Below are 16,512 nucleotides of genomic sequence, written 5' to 3'. Positions count from 1 at the left end.
TCGGTAGGGGCCACCTGTGATCCTCTCGGGGCGTGGCGAACACTGGATGAACGAGCCGCGAACGCCCGGGTGCCGGCGGGTGACGGCTCCAGCAGCACCTCGCGCTCCTACCGGCCGCCTCGCTGACCGAACCGACACGACGGCGCCCGTGTGCGGCACTATCTCGCCGCGCTCCACGCGGCTGTGTCGGTCCGGTCAGCGGCGGCGCATAGGCTCAGCCGGATGGAGTGGTGGCAGCAGATCGTCGACCGGATCGGCCCGGTGGACGCGCTCGCGCCCACGGCCCGGGAGTTGCTGGTGTTGCTCGGGCTCGTGGTCGCTGTGGTCGTGCTGGGCCCCGCCTGGCGTGCGGCCCGGCTCGGCGTGACGCTCGTGCACGAGCTGGGGCACGCCGTCGTCGGTGTTCTCTGTGGCAGGCGCTTCACTGGCTTCGTCCTGCGGATGGACGCCTCCGGGCATGCGGTCACCCAGGGTCCGGCGCGCGGATTCGGCCGGATCGCCACCACCTGGGCCGGCTATCCCGCCCCGGCGGTGGTCGGGGCCGTCCTCATCGTCGCCGCAGCCCACGGCTGGGCGCCCCCGGTACTGGCGCTCGCCCTGGTGGTTCTGCTCGGCTCGCTGATCCGGGTGCGCTCGTTCCTCACCGCCGTCGTCCTGCTCGCCGTGATCGCCGTGGTCGGCCTGCTGTGGTGGGCGGCGGACCCGCTCTGGCAGGGACTGGCGGTGCTGGGGATGGGTGCGCTCCTGCTGGTCGGATCGTGGCGGCACCTCGGCTCGGTGGCCCGCGACCGCAGCCGGGGTAGCGACCCGGCAGTGCTGGCGGCGCTGACCCCTGTTCCGCGGCTGCTGTGGATGGCCAGTTTCGTCATGGTCCTGGGGGTCCTCACCTGGTGGGCCGGGCTCGCGATCATCGCGGTGCTGCCCTGACCTCGACGACAACGAGGATGCGATACCCTAGGGGGTATAGTTGTCTGAGATTCGATCGAAAGGAACCCCCATGTGCCGTCCCGTCTCGTGCGACACCTGCGGTAAGACCACCTGGGCCGGCTGCGGTGAGCACGTCGACCAGGTGATGAGGGCAGTGCCCCAGGCGCAGCAGTGCCCCGGACACCCGTTGGCCGAGCAGCAGCCCCGGCCCGGATTCCTCGCCCGGATTCTGGGGCGTTGATCCGATGCTCACGCAAGATGCCGAGGCCCAGCGCCGGATCCTCAACCGCCTCCGCCGCGCCCGCGGTCAGCTCGATGCGGTGATCGCCGCGGTGGAGGAGGGGGGATCGTGCCGGGCCGTCGTCACCCAGCTGGCGGCCGTCTCCACTGCCTTGGACCGCGCCGGGTTCACCGTGGTCTCCGCAGCAATGAAGGAGTGCCTCGCTGATCCCGACGGCGTTGCCGAGTCCGAGGACGGGCTCACGACGCAGGAGCTGGAGAAGCTGTTCCTGTCCCTCGCCTGACCCGTCAGGCTCGCCCGTCTCGCGCGCGCTCCAGCACCGCGGCGATATCCGGCGCACGATAGCCGGGGCCCTTGAGCACCTTGCCGTCCTCGCGCAGGATCGGGCGACCGTCCATGCCCAGCTTGGACAGGTTCGACGCCTGGATCTCTGCCAGCACCTCCGTGAGCGGGATCCCGCATTCCAATGCCATCCCGTACAGCACGTACACCAGGTCACCGATCGCATCGGCCGCCCCGACGGCGTCCCGTGCGTCGTCTGCGGCCCTCACCGCCTGCAGGAACGCGGCCTCCATGACCGCTTCGGCCTCCCGGCCGTAGACGGCACCGACGAGTTCAGCGAACTCCTCGGCGATCAGCGCCATCCGCATCGGTACGCGGCTGGAGTCGAGCGACGGAGCCGACCCGACCGGCACGTCGTAGACGCGATGGAACTCCCGCACCAGCGATTCCGGCACCTCGGCGCCGGCCGTGGTGAGATCGCCTTGTCTCCCCCCAGCTGTGTCGGCGTCAGCGCAGGAGGAGGGGCCGCCGTCGGGAGGCAGCGCAAGCCTGCCCGCACACGTGTGCCAGGTGCCTCCGGACTGGAGGTGCTCGACCACGCCGCGCTGCAGGCTCGAGGTGAGCGGAAGGGCGTCCAGATCCACCTGCCCGCGGCGAGCGAACACGAAGAACAGCACGTCCGCCGTCCCGGGGCTGGACTCCCCGGTGAGGCGCCAACGGCGCCCGAACGCCACGATGTTCGACCGCTCGGGCAGGACCTGTGCCAGCTGCGGGTCCAGCAACCAGCTGTTGCAGTGCAGACCGGCGATCGGGAGTTCGGGGAAGTGGCGGGCGAAGAACGGCCCGACACGTGCGAAGGACGCATCGACCGCCGCGGGATCCAGAGGGCCGGTGCGTGGGATGTGCGCGGAAGCGAGGAGCTCGTCGCCGGCACGCTCGACGGTGAACTGCAACCGGCCGAGCCAGTACAGCCCGCCCGCCCAGGCGTTGATCAGCCAGTTCTGGGTGTGCAGCCCGAACTCGCCGAAGGCGAGCCGGTGCACGGCCACCTGCTGGCCGAGATCTGCCAGTGACCGCCAGGAGATCGCCTCGGGAATGCCCCGGCTGCGGTGGAAGGAACGGATCTCGGGCAGAGTGGCCAGGAAAGTGAGGATCGCGCGATGGCCCACGGCGGCGCGCTCGCCGACGTCGCTGCTGGACTCGATCCGTGGCCAGATCTCGCCGGGGATCTCGCGTGTGACATCGCCGAGGCGGCGGGAGAGCTCGTGGGCGTCAACCCGGATCTGCTCGATCGCGGCGTCGTCGAGAGCGCGCTCACGGAGTTCGAGGGTGGCGGCGGCGTCCTCGGGTGTGAAACCGAGCAGGGTGAGGGTCTCGGGGAGATCCGGGGCGGCGAGGCGGGTGCGGATGAGGTCGGCGGTCAGGATCATCGCGGGTCGTCGGTGCCGTCGGTGCCGGTGACGTGGTCCACGGCCTCGCCCACCTTCTCCAACGGAGTGTCGACGCCGGTTGCGGCCACCTGCTGCTCGAATGCCCGGGCGGCAAGCTGGTTGGCCCGCTCGCGTTGCTCCGCGGCGAGCACGTCCAGCTCGTCTGCGAGCTCAGTGGCCCGCTCGACGGTGCCCGGATCGGTGGGATCCATGTCGGAGAGCTCGGCCTGGATCTCCATCACCCGGGTCCGGAACGTCAGGCTGTCCATGCTCTCCAGGGTACCGATCGCCCGGGCGGCACCGGACCCTGGAGCGGGCGGGGCGCTCTCGTGGTGGGCTGCGGCGAGATATCGCCCGATATGGTGGTCGTGCCGCGCCCGGTCGGTCTACCGTGTGAGGGATCACCGCCAGCGCCGCCTCAGGAGAGAACTGTGACCCACGCGCCTATCGACGTCACTCGCACCACCAGCTGGGCCGATCTCATGGCCCACTGCCGTGTGCTCGAACCGAATCTGCGAGGGTGGTTCGCCGAGGATCCCGGGAGGGCGGAGCGGTTCACCTACCAGGCGGCCGACCTCCACGTGGATCTGTCGAAGAACCTGATCACGGACGAGACCCGGGACCTGCTGCTGCGGCTGGCCGAGGATGTGCATCTGCCAGACCGGATCGAGGCGATGTTCCGCGGTGACCACATCAACGTCACGGAGGACCGGGCCGTGCTGCACACGGCGCTGCGCCGGCCCGCCGGTCTGCAGCCGCCGCTGGTGGTCGATGGTCAGGACGTCGACGCCGACGTGCACGCCGTGCTGGCCAAGGTGTACGACTTCGCCGCGAAGGTGCGCAGTGGGGAGTGGACCGGGGTGACCGGCAAGCCGGTGCGCACGGTGGTGAACATCGGAATCGGTGGATCCGACCTCGGGCCGGTGATGGCGTATGAAGCGCTGCAGCCGTACGTGGCGGACGGCCTCGAAGTGCGCTTCGTCTCCAACATCGACCCCACCGACGTGGCCGAGACCACCCAGGGCCTGGACCCGGAGACGACGCTGTTCATCGTTGCCTCCAAGACCTTCGGCACCCTGGAGACCCTCACCAATGCCCGCCTGGCCCGGGAGTGGCTCTGGAAGGGACTGATCGCGGCCGGCGCGATCGAGGATGTCGACGACGCGCGCACCGCCGCGGTGTCCGCGCACTTCGTGGCCGTCTCCACCGCCCTGGACAAGGTGGCCGCGTTCGGTATCGACCCGGAGAACGCCTTCGGCTTCTGGGACTGGGTGGGCGGGCGCTACTCGGTGGACTCGGCCATCGGCACCTCCCTGGCGATCGCGATCGGTCCGGAGCGCTTCGCCGAGTTCCTTGCCGGATTCCATGCGGTGGACGAGCACTTCCGCACCACGCCGCTGGTCGAGAATGTGCCGGTCCTGATGGGCCTGCTGAACGTCTGGTACGTCAACTTCCTGGGCGCGGAGAGCCACGCCGTGCTTCCCTACTCCCAGCACCTGCACCGCTTCGCTGCCTACCTGCAGCAGCTCACCATGGAGTCCAACGGCAAGAGCGTGCGCTGGGACGGCACGCCCGTGACCACCGACACCGGGGAGATCTTCTGGGGTGAGCCCGGCACCAACGGCCAGCACGCCTTCTACCAGCTGATCCACCAGGGCACCCGCCTGATCCCGGCCGACTTCATCGCGGTCGCTTCGCCGGCGCACCCGTTGAAGGACGGGGAGACCGATGTTCATGGTCTGTTCCTCGCCAACTACTTCGCCCAGACCAAGGCGCTCGCGTTCGGCAAATCAGCCGAGGAGGTGCGGGCCGAGGGGACGCCCGAGGCTATCGTCCCGGCCCGGGTATTTGAGGGGAACCGCCCGACGACGTCGATCCTCGCCCCGGCGCTGACCCCGTCCGTGCTCGGCCAGCTGATCGCCCTGTACGAGCACATCACCTTCGTGCAGGGCGTGATCTGGGGGATCGACTCCTTCGACCAGTGGGGCGTGGAGCTGGGCAAGCAGCTCGCGACCGAGCTCGCTCCCGCCGTGGCCGGGGAAGTCGAGGCGCTGGCGAGCCAGGACGCATCGACGAAGGCGCTGATCGAGAGGTACCTCGAGCTGCGCGGCTGAGTTTCCGCTACTCCCGATCGTGACCCGCTTGTGGTGTGGATCCGGTGCGCCGCGTGCACCGGATCCACACCACAAGTGCGTCAGGTGCTAGAAGACGGACCGTGCGCGCGTGGGCGGGGTCGGGTCGGGCAATGTTGGCTGACCCAGCGGGTGGCGACGTTCCTCGGCGGGGCGAGGGCCGCCGTCGGAGATCGGGGTGACGTTCTTGGCGACCTCGAGTACCGGGGACCCTGGCAGCGGTGTGAAGTCCCGCGCCTCCGGGTCCCGCACGAGCGGATCGGTGACCACCGAGTGGGTGTCGTGGCCGGCGGCGAGCCACTCCTCGTCCGCCGGATGCACCAGCGACCAGTCCCGCTCGTGGCCAGATCCCTCGACCCGGCCGTTCGCCGCGAGCACCGCCCCGTGCGTGGGCGCGTAGTCCCAGATCAGGTTGAGATCGCTACGGACGTTGAACGCGCGCACGTCGTCCGGGCGTTCGTGGTGCCCACCGAAGGCCGGTCGGTCCCGCCCGAGGATCACGTTGTTCATCACCGTGAGCCCGATCTGCTCCTCCGGTCGGGTGACCGCGATCTGCCCCTCGCCACCGAACGCGAAGAGGTTGTCCCGGACGATGTTCTCCCGTCCGTAGTGCAGGTGCATGCACTGGCTGGAGGTGTCGTGCACCGTGTTCTGCTCGACGACCACGTGCGAGGACGCCTCGTCGAGATAGATACCCCACCCGCCATAGTTGCGGCACTTCACGTCGTGGATGTGGTTGCGACGGATGACGGTGCCGGGGGCGATGCCGAGCAGGTAGATGCCGCCCATGTCGTTGAGCTCGCCCTGCCCGAGGTGGTGCAGGTGGTTGCCCTCGATGATGTTCGCGACCGAAGCGCTGGCGTGATAGTCCCAGACCCAGCCGACCGAGATCGCGGTGTAGAGCATGTCCGCGACCTCGTTGTGCGCGATGACATGGTGAGCGCCGTGCTGGACGAGGATGCCCACGCAGCCCGGGTAGACCCGGCCTCCGGAACGGATCGTGCAGTCACTGATCTCATTGTGACTGACGAATCCCGGCGAGGCTGCCTCAGCGCTACCACCGGCGCGGATGCCACCGGCGCCAAGATCGGTCAGCTCCATCCCGGAGAGCAGGGCGCCCCGGGTGCCTTCGCCGAGCTCAACGCCGTAGCCGCCGACGTGGGAGACTCCGCCGCCGATGATCGCGCAGGCATGGGCGTACCGCAGCTGGATCGCGGCCGGGATCTGGCTGGCGGCTTGGATGTCGCTGCCGTACTGGCCCGCGGGCAGGAGCGGGTCCTCCCGGACGCCGAACGGCGGGACCGCTGCGGGTGCAGTCCGGAAGTCCGCGTAGGCGAACTCGATGTGCTCGAAGCGCACCTCTCGCACCGGATTCTCGGCGCTACCCTCGATCCGGACAAAGACGTCGATCACGGGCAGGTGGGCCCGCAGGGACCCCGGATCCTCCCCCGGAAGCGGGGCGTAGAGCACGTGGGCCGAGCCGAGACCGCTGACGGCGCCAGAGGCGTCCAGGTACCACTCACCGCCCGCCTCGCCGAGCGCCTCCACGACGTTGTCGAGGTAATAGGTCGCGAAAGTCTTCGCACTGTCGTCGCGCAGTGCGAACAGGCTGCGGTACGGGCTGACGACGGTCCGCGTCTGGTGGTCGATGCTGCCGATCGGCAGGCGCTCCTGTACCCAGTAGTGCGGGACGACCACCTCCACCCGCTCCGGCTCGGATAACTGCGGGATGTCACCTTCGGAGAAGGTGAACGTGTCGCCCCCGTCGAACATGGTGCCCACGCCGTGAGCCGCGGGGTCGAGGTTGCCGGCGCTGTCCATGCGTAGCCGCCCGGTGCGGGGCAGGCGCGGGCGGGAGCGGCGTTCTCCCTCCACGTACAACGCACGGCCACCGTGCGCCGGTGCCGGGGCCGCGAGCACCTCGTGACCGTTGACGGTGACGGGCCGCCAGCCGGTGATCGCTGCGGATCCGTCGAACACCGGCGGGTCCTGCGGATCGAGGGCGACGAAGGAGGTGAAGGAATCCGCCGGCCCCAGCGCCAGCGTCTCGTGCTGGCTGTAGCGGCCACCGGCGACCCACGCCACGGCGCGCTGCCCCGGGGTGCGCCGGGAGCGGATCAGGGCCATCGCCGTCAGGAGTGAGCCCACCGGATAGCCCTGGGAGCCGTCGGCGTAGCGTGAGCCGTTCGGGTGCACGAACACCTCGATGCGGTCGGTGGACATGGGACTCCTCGGGTGCGCGTCGGGGATGGAGGGGGTTGGTCGCGGTCAGGCGCGTAGTCGCGCGGCACCCACGGTGACCTGATGCTCGAGCGGTCGGCCGTCGATCCAGCGCTCCAGCTCGCCGACCACGAGCCTGCCCAGCGCCCGGCGTTCGGTGCCGATGCTGCCGGCGATGTGCCCCGTGAGTTTGACGTTGTCCAACCCGTACAAGGGGCTGCCGCTCGGGGGCGGCTCCGGCCAGGTCACATCGAGGATGGCGTACAGGTCGCGCCGCCGGCGCAGCAGGTCCACCAGTGCGTCCTCGTCCACCAGTGCGCCGCGGGCGGTGTTGATCAACGTCGCGCCATGGGGCAGCGCAGCGAGGGCCTCCTCGCCCACCAGCCGGTCGTTCTCCCCGGCGATCCAGGGCGCGTGGATGCTCACCACGTCGCTGCCTGCGAACAGTTCCGTCAATGTCTCGTGCCGGTGAACGCCGACGGCGTCCCGTTCGTCCAGGTACGGGTCCCACACGCCGATGTGGTGGCCGAAGCGGCGCAGCCGCTCGGCGACCTTGCGCGCGATCGAGCCGAAGCCGACCAAACCGATCCGCCGTTCGTCGATCCCCAGGCCGGTGTGATCGGGCAGGAACGTCTGTGTGGCGCGCAGGTGCGTCATCGCGCGGTGCTCGCCTTTGAGCGCCAGGACCGTGTTCGCCACCACGTACTCCGCCACCGGGTCGTTGTTGGCGTCGGCAGCTGAGACCAGGTCGATGTCGCGTTCCCAGAACTCCTCCGTGACCAGAGGGCGGATCGATCCGGCGGAGTAGAGCACCAGTCGCAGCGATGGCATCTTCTCGAGCAGCTCCGGCGTCAGGCGGGGCGTACCCCAGCCGGCGATGAGCACCTCCATCTGCGCCAACCGAGGGGAGGCGAGGAGGGACTCCTTGGTGGCGTGCACGTCGTCACTGATGGTGAGCAGCGCGTCCACCCGTGCTCGTTCGGCGCTTCCGAAGACGGCCTCCAGGGCGTTCGGATCGAGTAGGTAGCCGGCCACTGGGCGCGGTGCTGTCATGTCTCTCCCTCGGTCAGGATGCTCAGGTCGTGGCCGACGCTATCGCCGATGGGTGCGCCGAGACCGTGGCCAGCCGTGCCAGCGCCGCCTCGTCGAGCTCGCAGTGCGGCGCTCGCACCCCGCCCAGCTCCAGGCCCTCCCAGCGCAGCAGCGCCTTGATGACCGAGACGTTGTAGCGGCCAGAGCCTTCGGCCCGTAGCGCCTCCACCGGGCCGACGTACTCCTCGATCAGGCGGTGCACCGCGGTCAGGTCACCGGTGCTGAGGCCACGGTGCACGGCCATCGCGATCTCCGGGCGGGCGTTGGCAATGCCGGAGGTGAATGAGGTGACGCCGATCGCGGCAAATGCGGGGCTGTTCCATTCGGCCAGACCGTTGATCCACGTGCATCGGGACCCGGATCCTTCCCGCAGCAGCGATCCGAGGGTGTGCAGATCGGGGCGCGCGTACTTGATGCCGGCCACGCGCTGGTGGTCGGCGAGGTCGCGCAGCTGCGCGACCGACAGGCGCGTGGTGCGCAGGTACAGCACCAGCGGCAGCGCAGACATGTGCGCGAGTTCGGTGTAGAAGCGGACGAGACCGGTTCCGTCACCGAACGGGTCGGCGGGTTCGTGCACCATCGCCGCGTGGTAACCGAGGGCATGTGCGAGCTCGATCTCCTCGAGCATCCCGGCCATCGGGCCCGCGACCCCAGCGAGCAGCGTGCCGGAGTGCCCGGCTGAGGCCACGGCCTGCAGCACTGCACTCCGTTCGGGGCCTTGAAGCTGATGGACCTCGGCGGTGTTGCCCAGTGCGGTCAATACCGGAACCCCGCCGTTGCTGACATGGGCGGCCAGGGCGGACACCGCGTCCTGGTTCACCTGTGTGGTCCCGTCGCGGTACCCGGTGACGAGCACGGCGGTGACGCCGTCGAGCTCGATCCTCATGCAGAACCTTCCCGCTCAGAGACGAGCGCGATCTCGGCCGTGGCCTGCCTGGCCTGGACGCTGAGGCCGCCGTCGATGGTGATGACCTGCCCGGTGATGTAGGCCGCCTCCGGCGAGGCGAGGTAGGCGGCGAGACCGGCCACCTCACCGCCGGTGCCTGCGCGCCCGAGTGGGATGGGGGTGACCTCAGCCTGCTGGACGGCAGGATCTTCGCCCTGGTACCGCGCGTTCGAGATCGCACCCGGTGCGATGGCGTTGACGCGGATCCGGTGGGGCGCCAGTTCCAGCGCGGCAGCGCGTGTGAACGCCTCAATCGCGCCCTTGGTCGCGTCGTAGGCGACCGCCTCCCGGTGCGCCTTGGTGGCCCCGATGGAGGAGATGTTGATGATGCTGCCGCCGTCGCTCATTCGCTCGGCCGCACCCCGGGTGCATAGATAGGTTCCCCGCGCCCCCACTGCGAACTGCCTGTCCCACTCGGCCAGCGTGAGGTCGAAGAACGGTACGCGCCCGAGCATCGGCACGGCGGCGTTGTTGATCAGCACGTCGATACCGCCGAGTTCGGACTCGACCCGGGCCAGCATGTCCTCCACAGCCGCCGGGTCGGAGACGTCCGCCGGCACGGCGATCGCCCGGCGACTCCCGGTGCGCAGCAGACCGGCGAGTTCCTCGGCCTCACCCTCGACCACGGTGTTGATCGCGACGTGCGCGCCTTCCGCGGCGAACCGTTCGGTGATCGCTCGCCCGATGTTGCGCGACCCGCCGGTGATCAGCACCCGCGCGCCGGCGAACCGCCCCGCGCTCATGGTTTCGCCCCCACCCGATCGATCACCGAACCGGAACCGGCATCCCAGCGCAACGGGCCGGATGCCTGCCGCAGACGATCAGCGTCGATGGTCATCCCCAGCCCGGGTCCGGTCGGCGCCGTCAGTCGGCCCTCGCGATAGGTCACCGGGTCGGTCACGACATCGCCGTCGTAGAGCAGTGGTCCGACCGGGTCGGCAGCGACCCGCGCGCCCACGGTCGCCAGTCCCAGGTGTGCGGCGGCTGCGGTCCCGATCGAGAGCTCCTGGGTGGTGCCGATGAGGCAGTCGAGGCGGGCGGCCTCGGCGATGGCGATGACCTGCTGGGCGGGGGTGATGCCCCCAAGGGCGAACAGCCCCACGTTGAACACGTCCACGGCGCGCTCAGAGGCGAGCCGGAGGGCCGAACGGGAGTCATAGACATGCTCGCTGACGGGGATCAAGGTCCGACGGCGTACCTCGGCCAGGCCGTCGATGTCACCTTCGTGCGCGGGGGCCTCCACCAGGGCGTAATCGACATCGCGGGTGCGTTCGATGAAGCGGATGGCGGCTGGGGCGTCCAGCAGGTTGGAGAAGTCGAGGGACTTGATCTGGATCCGGTCGGTGAACTGCTCGCGCAGCAGGCGCAGGAACTGCTCGTCGAGGTCCAGGTCGCCGCCGACGTAGATCCGGAACATCGAGAACCCGGCTGCCAGCCGATCAGCGACCACGTCGAGGTTGGCGGCGACGTCGGCCTCGCTGCGCTGGCGGAAGATCGGATAGGCGACCGGGAGTGCCTCGCGCACCGCCCCGCCGAGCAGGGAGGTCACGCTGCGCCCGGTGGCCTTGCCGCGTAGATCCCAGAGTGCGATGTCGACGCCACAGCGGATCACGGCGCCCTTGTCGTAGAGGGTTCCGGCAGGAGGAAAGGCCTCGGCGAGTAGCCCCGTCAGCCGGTTCGCATTCCAGATGTCAGCGCCGATGAGCATCGCCTGCAACGTCGAGGTCAGGTCATCCACGTCAGGGTGGAACCGGGGCAGGTGCTGCAGGTCGGACATCTCGCCGATGCCGAGGAGCCCGTCGTCGGTCTCGAGTTCGACGATGACGTGCCCGCAGACGAAGCCGGTCGAGCGGGCGACATTGACCGGGGTCAGCCGCACCGCGGTGATCACGCTCATGAGCCGGACCCGCTCTCGAGCGCACGGAGAGTGCCTTCGGCCGCCGTGCTGATGTGGCTTCGCAGCAAGGTGGTGGCCGTGTCGACGTCGGCCCGTTCGAACGCCGCCAGCAGTCGGGTGTGCTCGGCGAGTTCCTCGTCGTAGGTCGCCTGCAGGTGCCAGCCGGCCGTGGCGATGAAGCTGCTCAGCGCCTGCAGCTTGTCGAGGAAGTCAGTGAGCAGATCGTTGCCGCAGGCCGCATAGAGGCACCGGTGGAAGGCTCTGTTGGACACGCTGAGCTCGGCGGTGTCATCGGCGCTGACCAGTGCTTCGGTCCGGGCAAGGAGTTCACGTGCCTCATCGAAAGTGGTCGCGCCCCGAGCGGCGATGGCCAGGCGGAGGGCCTGCGGCTCGACCGCCAGCCGGGCGTCGGTCACCTCACGCACGATCGCGGCATCGAGCACCCGGACTCGCATGCCCTGATACGCGGTGGATACGACGAGGCCACTGGACTGGAGCTGCTTGAGCGCTTCGCGAATGGGCGTCTTGGAGACGCCGAGCATGGCAGAGAGCTCTCGCTCGACGAGCGGCGTGCCCTGCGGGAGTCGTGCGTCGAGGATCGCTGCCTGGATCACGTCGCGGACGCGATCGCCGCGGGAGATGGGCTGTTCGAGGGCGAGTGCCGGTCGAGGGGCCGGATCCGCCACCTCCGGTGGTGGGGTCATGGTGTCATCTCTACCAGCCTCCGCCCTCCGATCGCAAGACATTGTATCTGGTATCGCACGATGCTATCTTCGCCATCTCGCCTGCGACCGGGCGAGACCACCGAGCAGAACTACGGGAGTTCTTTGTGTCCGGCTCAGCGCAGCACGCCGTCGTGATCAGCCCGGCCGCCGATCTCGGTCCCGCCGCACAGCACGGGATCGAGATGCTCGGCCGTGCCCTGGCCGACACGGGGATCGACTACCGGAACGAACCGCTCGGCAACGCGATCCGGCGTCCGCAGGACGGGGAGGTGTGCGTCGTTGTCGGTCATCGCACGGTGCCCGCGATCACCGCGCTGGAAGAGCAGGAGTGGTTGCTCTACAACACTGGGGCGCCGGGCCCGAACGGCTTCTATCTGAGCATGCTGCCGGGTCGGATCCTCGTGGTGACCGGCGGCGACGACGTCGGCGTGCTCTACGGCTGCCAGGAGCTGGCTCGGCTGATCGCCGCCGAGGGCGGGATCCCCTGGGATGTCGAGACCGGCCAGACCCCCGACCTGGCGCTACGCGGGCCGGCGATCGGGCTCCAGCTCACCGAGGTGGAACCGCCGCGGCAGGTGTATGAGTACCCGATCACCCCCGACCGCTTCGGCTGGTTCTACGACCGCGACCTCTGGTTGGAGATGTTCGAGACGCTGCTCAGCCAGCGCGCCAACGTCATCTACCTGTGGAGCGGGCATCCGTTCGCTTCGTTCGTGCAGACGGCGCAGTTCCCGGAAGCGCTCGAGGTGACCCCGGACGAGCTCGCGCTCAACCGGGAGACCCTCGCGTGGATGGTGGCCGAGGCCGGGCGCCGCGGAATCCAGCTGTTCTTGATGTTCTACAACATCCACATCCCGCTGCCGTTCGCGCGTCATCACGACATCCCCTTGCATCAGCCCCGACCGACCGAGCTCACCTCGCGGTACACCAGGGCGGTCCTGACCGACTTCGTGCGCGACTTCCCGCAGGTCGGGCTCTACGTCTGCCTCGGTGAGGTGCTGCAGGGCGACCTCTACGGCACCGAGTGGTTCACCGAGACCATCCTGCCCGCCGTCGAGGACGGTGTGGTGGCCGCCGGCGCCCAGGCGCCACCACCGATTCTGCTCCGCGCGCACTCCCTGGACCCCAAGCCGGTGATCGAGGCGTCCGCCGGCCGGTATCCGGCCCTGCATACCGAGGCCAAGTACAACGGCGAGTCCCTCACCACGTGGAATCCGCGCGGGAAGTGGCAGCGCACCCACCGCTACCTCGCCTCGCTCGGTGGGGTCCACGTGGTCAACATCCACATCCTGGCCGACCTCGAACCGTTCCGGTACGGCGCCGTCACCTTCATCCAGCGCAGCGTCCGCGCCATCCGCCACCGCCTCGACAGCAACGGGCTGCACCTGTACCCGCTCTTCTACTGGGAGTGGCCGCTCTCACCGGATAGGGCGGAGCCGAGACTGCGTCAGCTCGACCGGGACTGGATCTGGTTCGAGGCCTGGCACCGCTACGCCTGGAAGTGCGATCGGGATGCCGACGACGAGCGTCGCTACTGGACCGGCCGGCTCGCCGAGCAATTCGGTTCCGAGCAGGCAGGAGCAGCAGCACTCGAGACGCTCGAGGCGATGGGTCAGGTCGCGCCGCGACTGGTGCGGCGGCTGGGGATCACCGAGGGCAACCGCCAGACCCTCAGCCTCGGGATGACGCTCAGCCAGCTCACCAACCCGGCCCGGCACCGCGCCTACGACGACCTCTGGCTCTCCCACGCTCCGGCAGGGGAGCGGCTGGAGGAGTTCGTCGCGACTGAGGTGGCCGGGGGCACGCACATCGGGGAGACCCCGCTGGACGTCGTCGAGGACGCGGTGCGCTTCGCCTCGCGGGCGCAGGCCGCCGTGGGCGCAGGGCGTGCAGCGGTGCGCACCGGGGGAGCGGAGTACGAGCGGCTCGCCAGGGACGCGCAAGCCATCGCTCTGATCGCCGACTTCTACGACCTGAGGGTGCGGGCCGCCGTCGAGATCCTGCGCGCCCGGGCCACTTTCGAGGGTGACCCTCTCGCCATCGCCGGCCGGCTGCGGGAGGCGGTCTCCCTGGTCGAGGCGAGCGTGGAGGTGTACCGCCGCCTGGCCGACCTGACGGCCGGCACCTACTGGTACGCGAACAGCATGCAGACGCCGCAGCGCAAGATCCCGTTCCCGAACGGCAAGGTGTACGGGCACTGGCAGCAATGCCTGCCTGAGTATGAGGCCGAGCTGGCCAACCTGCGGGCCAACGCCGAGATCCTCGCCCGTGGCGACCTCCCGCCGGCCGTCGCGGAGCGCCCGGCATTACCGGGCAGATTCCGCGGGATCGACCTGACGGTTCACGCCGGCGGCGAGGTCTTCGAGGTGGCGGAGGGGAAGGCGCTGTTCGACGACGTGGACGAGCCGGTGGTCGCCCTCGCCGAGGAGCTGACCGGCCTGCGCGGGGTCCGGTTCGCCAAGTCCGCGGTGCTCGGCGGCGAGGCGAGCGTGGAGTTCTCGTTGGCGCAGGACGGGCACCTGTTGGTCGGCTACTTCAAGGACTCCAGCCCCACCTGGCTGCAGGTGCCGGATCTGGAGACGAACACGCACGCCGACGAGCGGGGCGGACTCACCCCGGTGCTGACCTCAGCGGTGACCGTCTCCTGGAACCCGGCAGTGGACGTGCACGCCTTCCGCTACGAAGCGGGCCGGCACACCTTCGCCCCCGGCGGCGGCGCGTACGTGATCCTCGGCGCTGTCGCCGCCGACCAGGAGTTCACCGGTCGCAGCGTCTCAGGCACCGAGCGCGAGGATTCCTTCGACTGGCTGTACGAGAACCCGATCAGGAGCATGGCATGAGCGAGACCAGGACCGGTATCGAGACGAACCCCTTCGACCGCGACCACTACGACTACTCCTCCTGGTTCTTCTGGGTTGAGGCCAGTGAAGAGCAGAAGGCCGAGCAGCTCGCCCAGCAAGAGCAGTTCCTGCGCGTGCGGCCGGACTCCTCGATCGGTGAGCGCTGCTTCATCTCACCGCTGGCCGCCATCCAGGTAGAGACGCTGACGCTCGGGCGCAGCTCCTACATCTCCGGCCACGCCTACTTGACGGGCACGCTGCTGACGGGCCCGAACTGCACGATCAACCCGTTCTGCGTGATCCGGGGCAACATCCGGCTCGGCCACTCGGTGCGGATCGGCGCCCACACGTCGATGCTGGCCTTCAACCACACGATCACCGACCCGGACCTGCCCGTCTTCAAGCAGCCGACCTCCCAGCGGGGCATCACCATCGGCGACGACGTCTGGATCGGTTCGCACGTGATGGTCCTGGACGGGATCACGATCGGTGACCGCGCCGTCGTCGGAGCTGGGTCGATCGTGACCAAGGACGTGCCGGCCGGGGCGATCGTCGCCGGGAACCCGGCGACGGTGCGCAAGTGGCGGGTGCCCGAGCTCGCTCCGCCCACGGCCGCCTCTGTGCCCTCCAGTGGACCTGTGCCCTCCGGTGGACCTGTGTCCTCCGGTGGACCTGTGCCGTCGGGTGATCCCGCGCTGGCTGAGCAGCTGCGCGCGTTCGACCAGATGGTGCGCGAGCAGGCGGAGGAAGTGCTCGCGAGATCCTGGGACGCGGCCACCGGCCGGTACGTCGATGCGCCGGGGCACGCGCCGTCGGTACGCGCCCATTGCGACGCGATCGAGGTGGCGGCCTACCTGACCGGCGACGTCCCGTCACAGCTGAGCCGCGAAGAGCACGTCGCGTGGCTACGCGGGCTGCAGGACCCGGCCTCCGGCATGATCGCCGAGCTCGATGCCTCCGGGCACCCCGGGCCGAGAGTGACCGATCTGAGCGTCGACGATGCGCATTATCACGTGCTATGCGTGGGGTATGCGCTCGAGGTGCTCGGGTCCAGCCTGCCTCACCCGATCCACGCAGTGGACGAGCTCGGTGCCGATGGAGTGATCGCGCTGCTGGATTCACTCCCCTGGCGCGGGAGTCCGTGGCGCAGCAGCAACGTCGCCGACATGCTCGGGACGGCGGTGCTGTGGAATACCCGCGCCGGCACACCACACAGTGCCGCCACCGCGGCCGGGCTGTTCGGCTGGTTGCACACCCACGTGGACCCGAGGACGGGGATGTGGGGCGCCGACGACCCGCGCTCGGGCCGGCTGGAGACCGTGAATGGCTTCTATCGCACGGCGCGAGGGTCGTTCGCCCAGTTCGGGCTGCCCCTGCCGCACCCCGAGCGCGTCGTGGACACGGTGCTTGCGCACGCTCAGGATGCCCGTTACTTCGCGGCTGATCGCCAGAACGCCTGCAACGTGCTGGATGTGGCGCATCCGCTCTGGCTTGCGGGTCGCATGAGTGACTACCGCCAGCAGGAGATCCGGCAGGTGGCCGCGCGCCTGCTCGCTGACGCCCTGAGCCACTGGCGCCCCGGTGAGGGGTTCGCGTTCGCCGCCGACTCCGGGACAGGGCGGGACCCACTGGCCGAGACCCCCGGCCTGCGCGGGACCGAGATGTGGTTGGCCATCGTCTGGTACCTCGCCGACCTGCTCGGCGTGAGTCGATCGCTGAGCTACCGGCCGGCCGGCGTTCATCGCCCCGAGCCTGCGGGCTCCTTGACGTCACAGTGAAT

At 69.5% G+C, this 16,512-nt stretch carries 14 protein-coding genes; 6 read left to right on the top strand and 8 right to left on the bottom strand.

Annotated features, from left to right (window positions below):
• Positions 1 to 222 precede the first annotated feature (222 nt).
• The 3 genes from IM660_RS17860 (at position 223) to IM660_RS17850 (ending at position 1,451) form a co-directional block, all read left to right on the top strand.
• Positions 223 to 927, top strand: a complete 705-nt coding sequence (locus IM660_RS17860) for a M50 family metallopeptidase (protein WP_193497112.1) — start codon at positions 223 to 225, stop codon at positions 925 to 927.
• A 70-nt stretch (positions 928 to 997) separates the two neighbouring features.
• On the top strand, positions 998 to 1,168 hold the full coding sequence (locus IM660_RS17855) for a hypothetical protein (protein WP_193497111.1): 171 nt from the start codon (positions 998 to 1,000) through the stop codon (positions 1,166 to 1,168).
• A 4-nt stretch (positions 1,169 to 1,172) separates the two neighbouring features.
• Positions 1,173 to 1,451 (top strand): metal-sensitive transcriptional regulator, encoded by a 279-nt coding sequence (locus IM660_RS17850; RefSeq protein ID WP_193497110.1) that lies wholly within the window; start codon positions 1,173 to 1,175, stop codon positions 1,449 to 1,451.
• Positions 1,452 to 1,455: 4 nt separating this feature from the next.
• Here IM660_RS17850 and IM660_RS17845 read toward each other — a convergent pair whose 3' ends face one another.
• Complete coding sequence (locus IM660_RS17845; RefSeq protein WP_193497109.1) at positions 1,456 to 2,880, bottom strand: acyltransferase domain-containing protein; 1,425 nt, start codon at positions 2,878 to 2,880, stop codon at positions 1,456 to 1,458.
• Positions 2,877 to 3,149, bottom strand: coding sequence for a hypothetical protein (locus tag IM660_RS17840; protein ID WP_193497108.1), 273 nt, complete (start codon positions 3,147 to 3,149; stop codon positions 2,877 to 2,879). Before IM660_RS17840 ends, IM660_RS17845 begins: the two co-directional genes overlap by 4 nt.
• A 162-nt stretch (positions 3,150 to 3,311) precedes the next feature.
• On the opposite strand from IM660_RS17840, the gene pgi reads away from it, so the two are divergent.
• Positions 3,312 to 4,994, top strand: coding sequence for a glucose-6-phosphate isomerase (gene pgi, locus IM660_RS17835; RefSeq protein WP_281389262.1), 1,683 nt, complete (start codon positions 3,312 to 3,314; stop codon positions 4,992 to 4,994).
• Between the two features lie 87 nt (positions 4,995 to 5,081).
• Here the strand turns inward: pgi and IM660_RS17830 are convergent, their stop codons facing one another.
• Genes IM660_RS17830 through IM660_RS17805 form a run of 6 tightly spaced genes read right to left on the bottom strand, consistent with a single transcriptional unit; the run spans position 5,082 to position 11,871 of the window.
• Entirely contained in the window at positions 5,082 to 7,235 is a 2,154-nt protein-coding gene (locus tag IM660_RS17830) for a right-handed parallel beta-helix repeat-containing protein (protein WP_193497106.1), read from the bottom strand.
• Between the two features lie 45 nt (positions 7,236 to 7,280).
• Complete coding sequence (locus tag IM660_RS17825) at positions 7,281 to 8,285, bottom strand: hydroxyacid dehydrogenase (protein WP_193497105.1); 1,005 nt, start codon at positions 8,283 to 8,285, stop codon at positions 7,281 to 7,283.
• A gap of 22 nt (positions 8,286 to 8,307) precedes the next feature.
• Positions 8,308 to 9,210 (bottom strand): dihydrodipicolinate synthase family protein, encoded by a 903-nt coding sequence (locus IM660_RS17820; protein ID WP_193497104.1) that lies wholly within the window; start codon positions 9,208 to 9,210, stop codon positions 8,308 to 8,310.
• Entirely contained in the window at positions 9,207 to 10,013 is an 807-nt protein-coding gene (locus tag IM660_RS17815; RefSeq protein ID WP_193497103.1) for an SDR family NAD(P)-dependent oxidoreductase, read from the bottom strand. The genes IM660_RS17820 and IM660_RS17815 overlap by 4 nt, the downstream gene beginning before the upstream one ends.
• On the bottom strand, positions 10,010 to 11,167 hold the full coding sequence (locus IM660_RS17810) for a mandelate racemase/muconate lactonizing enzyme family protein (RefSeq protein ID WP_193497102.1): 1,158 nt from the start codon (positions 11,165 to 11,167) through the stop codon (positions 10,010 to 10,012). The genes IM660_RS17815 and IM660_RS17810 overlap by 4 nt, the downstream gene beginning before the upstream one ends.
• Positions 11,164 to 11,871 (bottom strand): GntR family transcriptional regulator, encoded by a 708-nt coding sequence (locus IM660_RS17805; RefSeq protein ID WP_193497101.1) that lies wholly within the window; start codon positions 11,869 to 11,871, stop codon positions 11,164 to 11,166. Before IM660_RS17805 ends, IM660_RS17810 begins: the two co-directional genes overlap by 4 nt.
• 125 nt (positions 11,872 to 11,996) lie before the next feature.
• On the opposite strand from IM660_RS17805, the gene IM660_RS17800 reads away from it, so the two are divergent.
• Together IM660_RS17800 and IM660_RS19970 are read left to right on the top strand one after the other, a co-directional pair.
• Positions 11,997 to 14,732 (top strand): hypothetical protein, encoded by a 2,736-nt coding sequence (locus tag IM660_RS17800; protein ID WP_193497100.1) that lies wholly within the window; start codon positions 11,997 to 11,999, stop codon positions 14,730 to 14,732.
• Complete coding sequence (locus IM660_RS19970; RefSeq protein WP_193497099.1) at positions 14,729 to 16,510, top strand: acyltransferase; 1,782 nt, start codon at positions 14,729 to 14,731, stop codon at positions 16,508 to 16,510. The genes IM660_RS17800 and IM660_RS19970 overlap by 4 nt, the downstream gene beginning before the upstream one ends.
• Positions 16,511 to 16,512: the final 2 nt, after the last annotated feature.

Origin of the sequence: Ruania alkalisoli (genome assembly GCF_014960965.1) — a bacterium.
Classification (GTDB): Bacteria; Actinomycetota; Actinomycetes; order Actinomycetales; family Beutenbergiaceae; genus Ruania; species Ruania alkalisoli.
This window is presented reverse-complemented; position numbering and strand designations above follow the sequence as displayed.

Coding starts and splice junctions, on each gene's coding strand:
- IM660_RS17820 (WP_193497104.1), bottom strand. CDS start 9,210: ATGAGGATCGAGCTCGACGGCGTCACCGCCGTGCTCGTCACCGGGTAC.
- IM660_RS17845 (WP_193497109.1), bottom strand. CDS start 2,880: ATGATCCTGACCGCCGACCTCATCCGCACCCGCCTCGCCGCCCCGGAT.
- IM660_RS17815 (WP_193497103.1), bottom strand. CDS start 10,013: ATGAGCGCGGGGCGGTTCGCCGGCGCGCGGGTGCTGATCACCGGCGGG.
- IM660_RS17830 (WP_193497106.1), bottom strand. CDS start 7,235: ATGTCCACCGACCGCATCGAGGTGTTCGTGCACCCGAACGGCTCACGC.
- IM660_RS19970 (WP_193497099.1), top strand. CDS start 14,729: ATGAGCGAGACCAGGACCGGTATCGAGACGAACCCCTTCGACCGCGAC.
- IM660_RS17860 (WP_193497112.1), top strand. CDS start 223: ATGGAGTGGTGGCAGCAGATCGTCGACCGGATCGGCCCGGTGGACGCG.
- IM660_RS17855 (WP_193497111.1), top strand. CDS start 998: ATGTGCCGTCCCGTCTCGTGCGACACCTGCGGTAAGACCACCTGGGCC.
- IM660_RS17810 (WP_193497102.1), bottom strand. CDS start 11,167: ATGAGCGTGATCACCGCGGTGCGGCTGACCCCGGTCAATGTCGCCCGC.
- IM660_RS17840 (WP_193497108.1), bottom strand. CDS start 3,149: ATGGACAGCCTGACGTTCCGGACCCGGGTGATGGAGATCCAGGCCGAG.
- IM660_RS17825 (WP_193497105.1), bottom strand. CDS start 8,285: ATGACAGCACCGCGCCCAGTGGCCGGCTACCTACTCGATCCGAACGCC.
- IM660_RS17850 (WP_193497110.1), top strand. CDS start 1,173: ATGCTCACGCAAGATGCCGAGGCCCAGCGCCGGATCCTCAACCGCCTC.
- IM660_RS17805 (WP_193497101.1), bottom strand. CDS start 11,871: ATGACCCCACCACCGGAGGTGGCGGATCCGGCCCCTCGACCGGCACTC.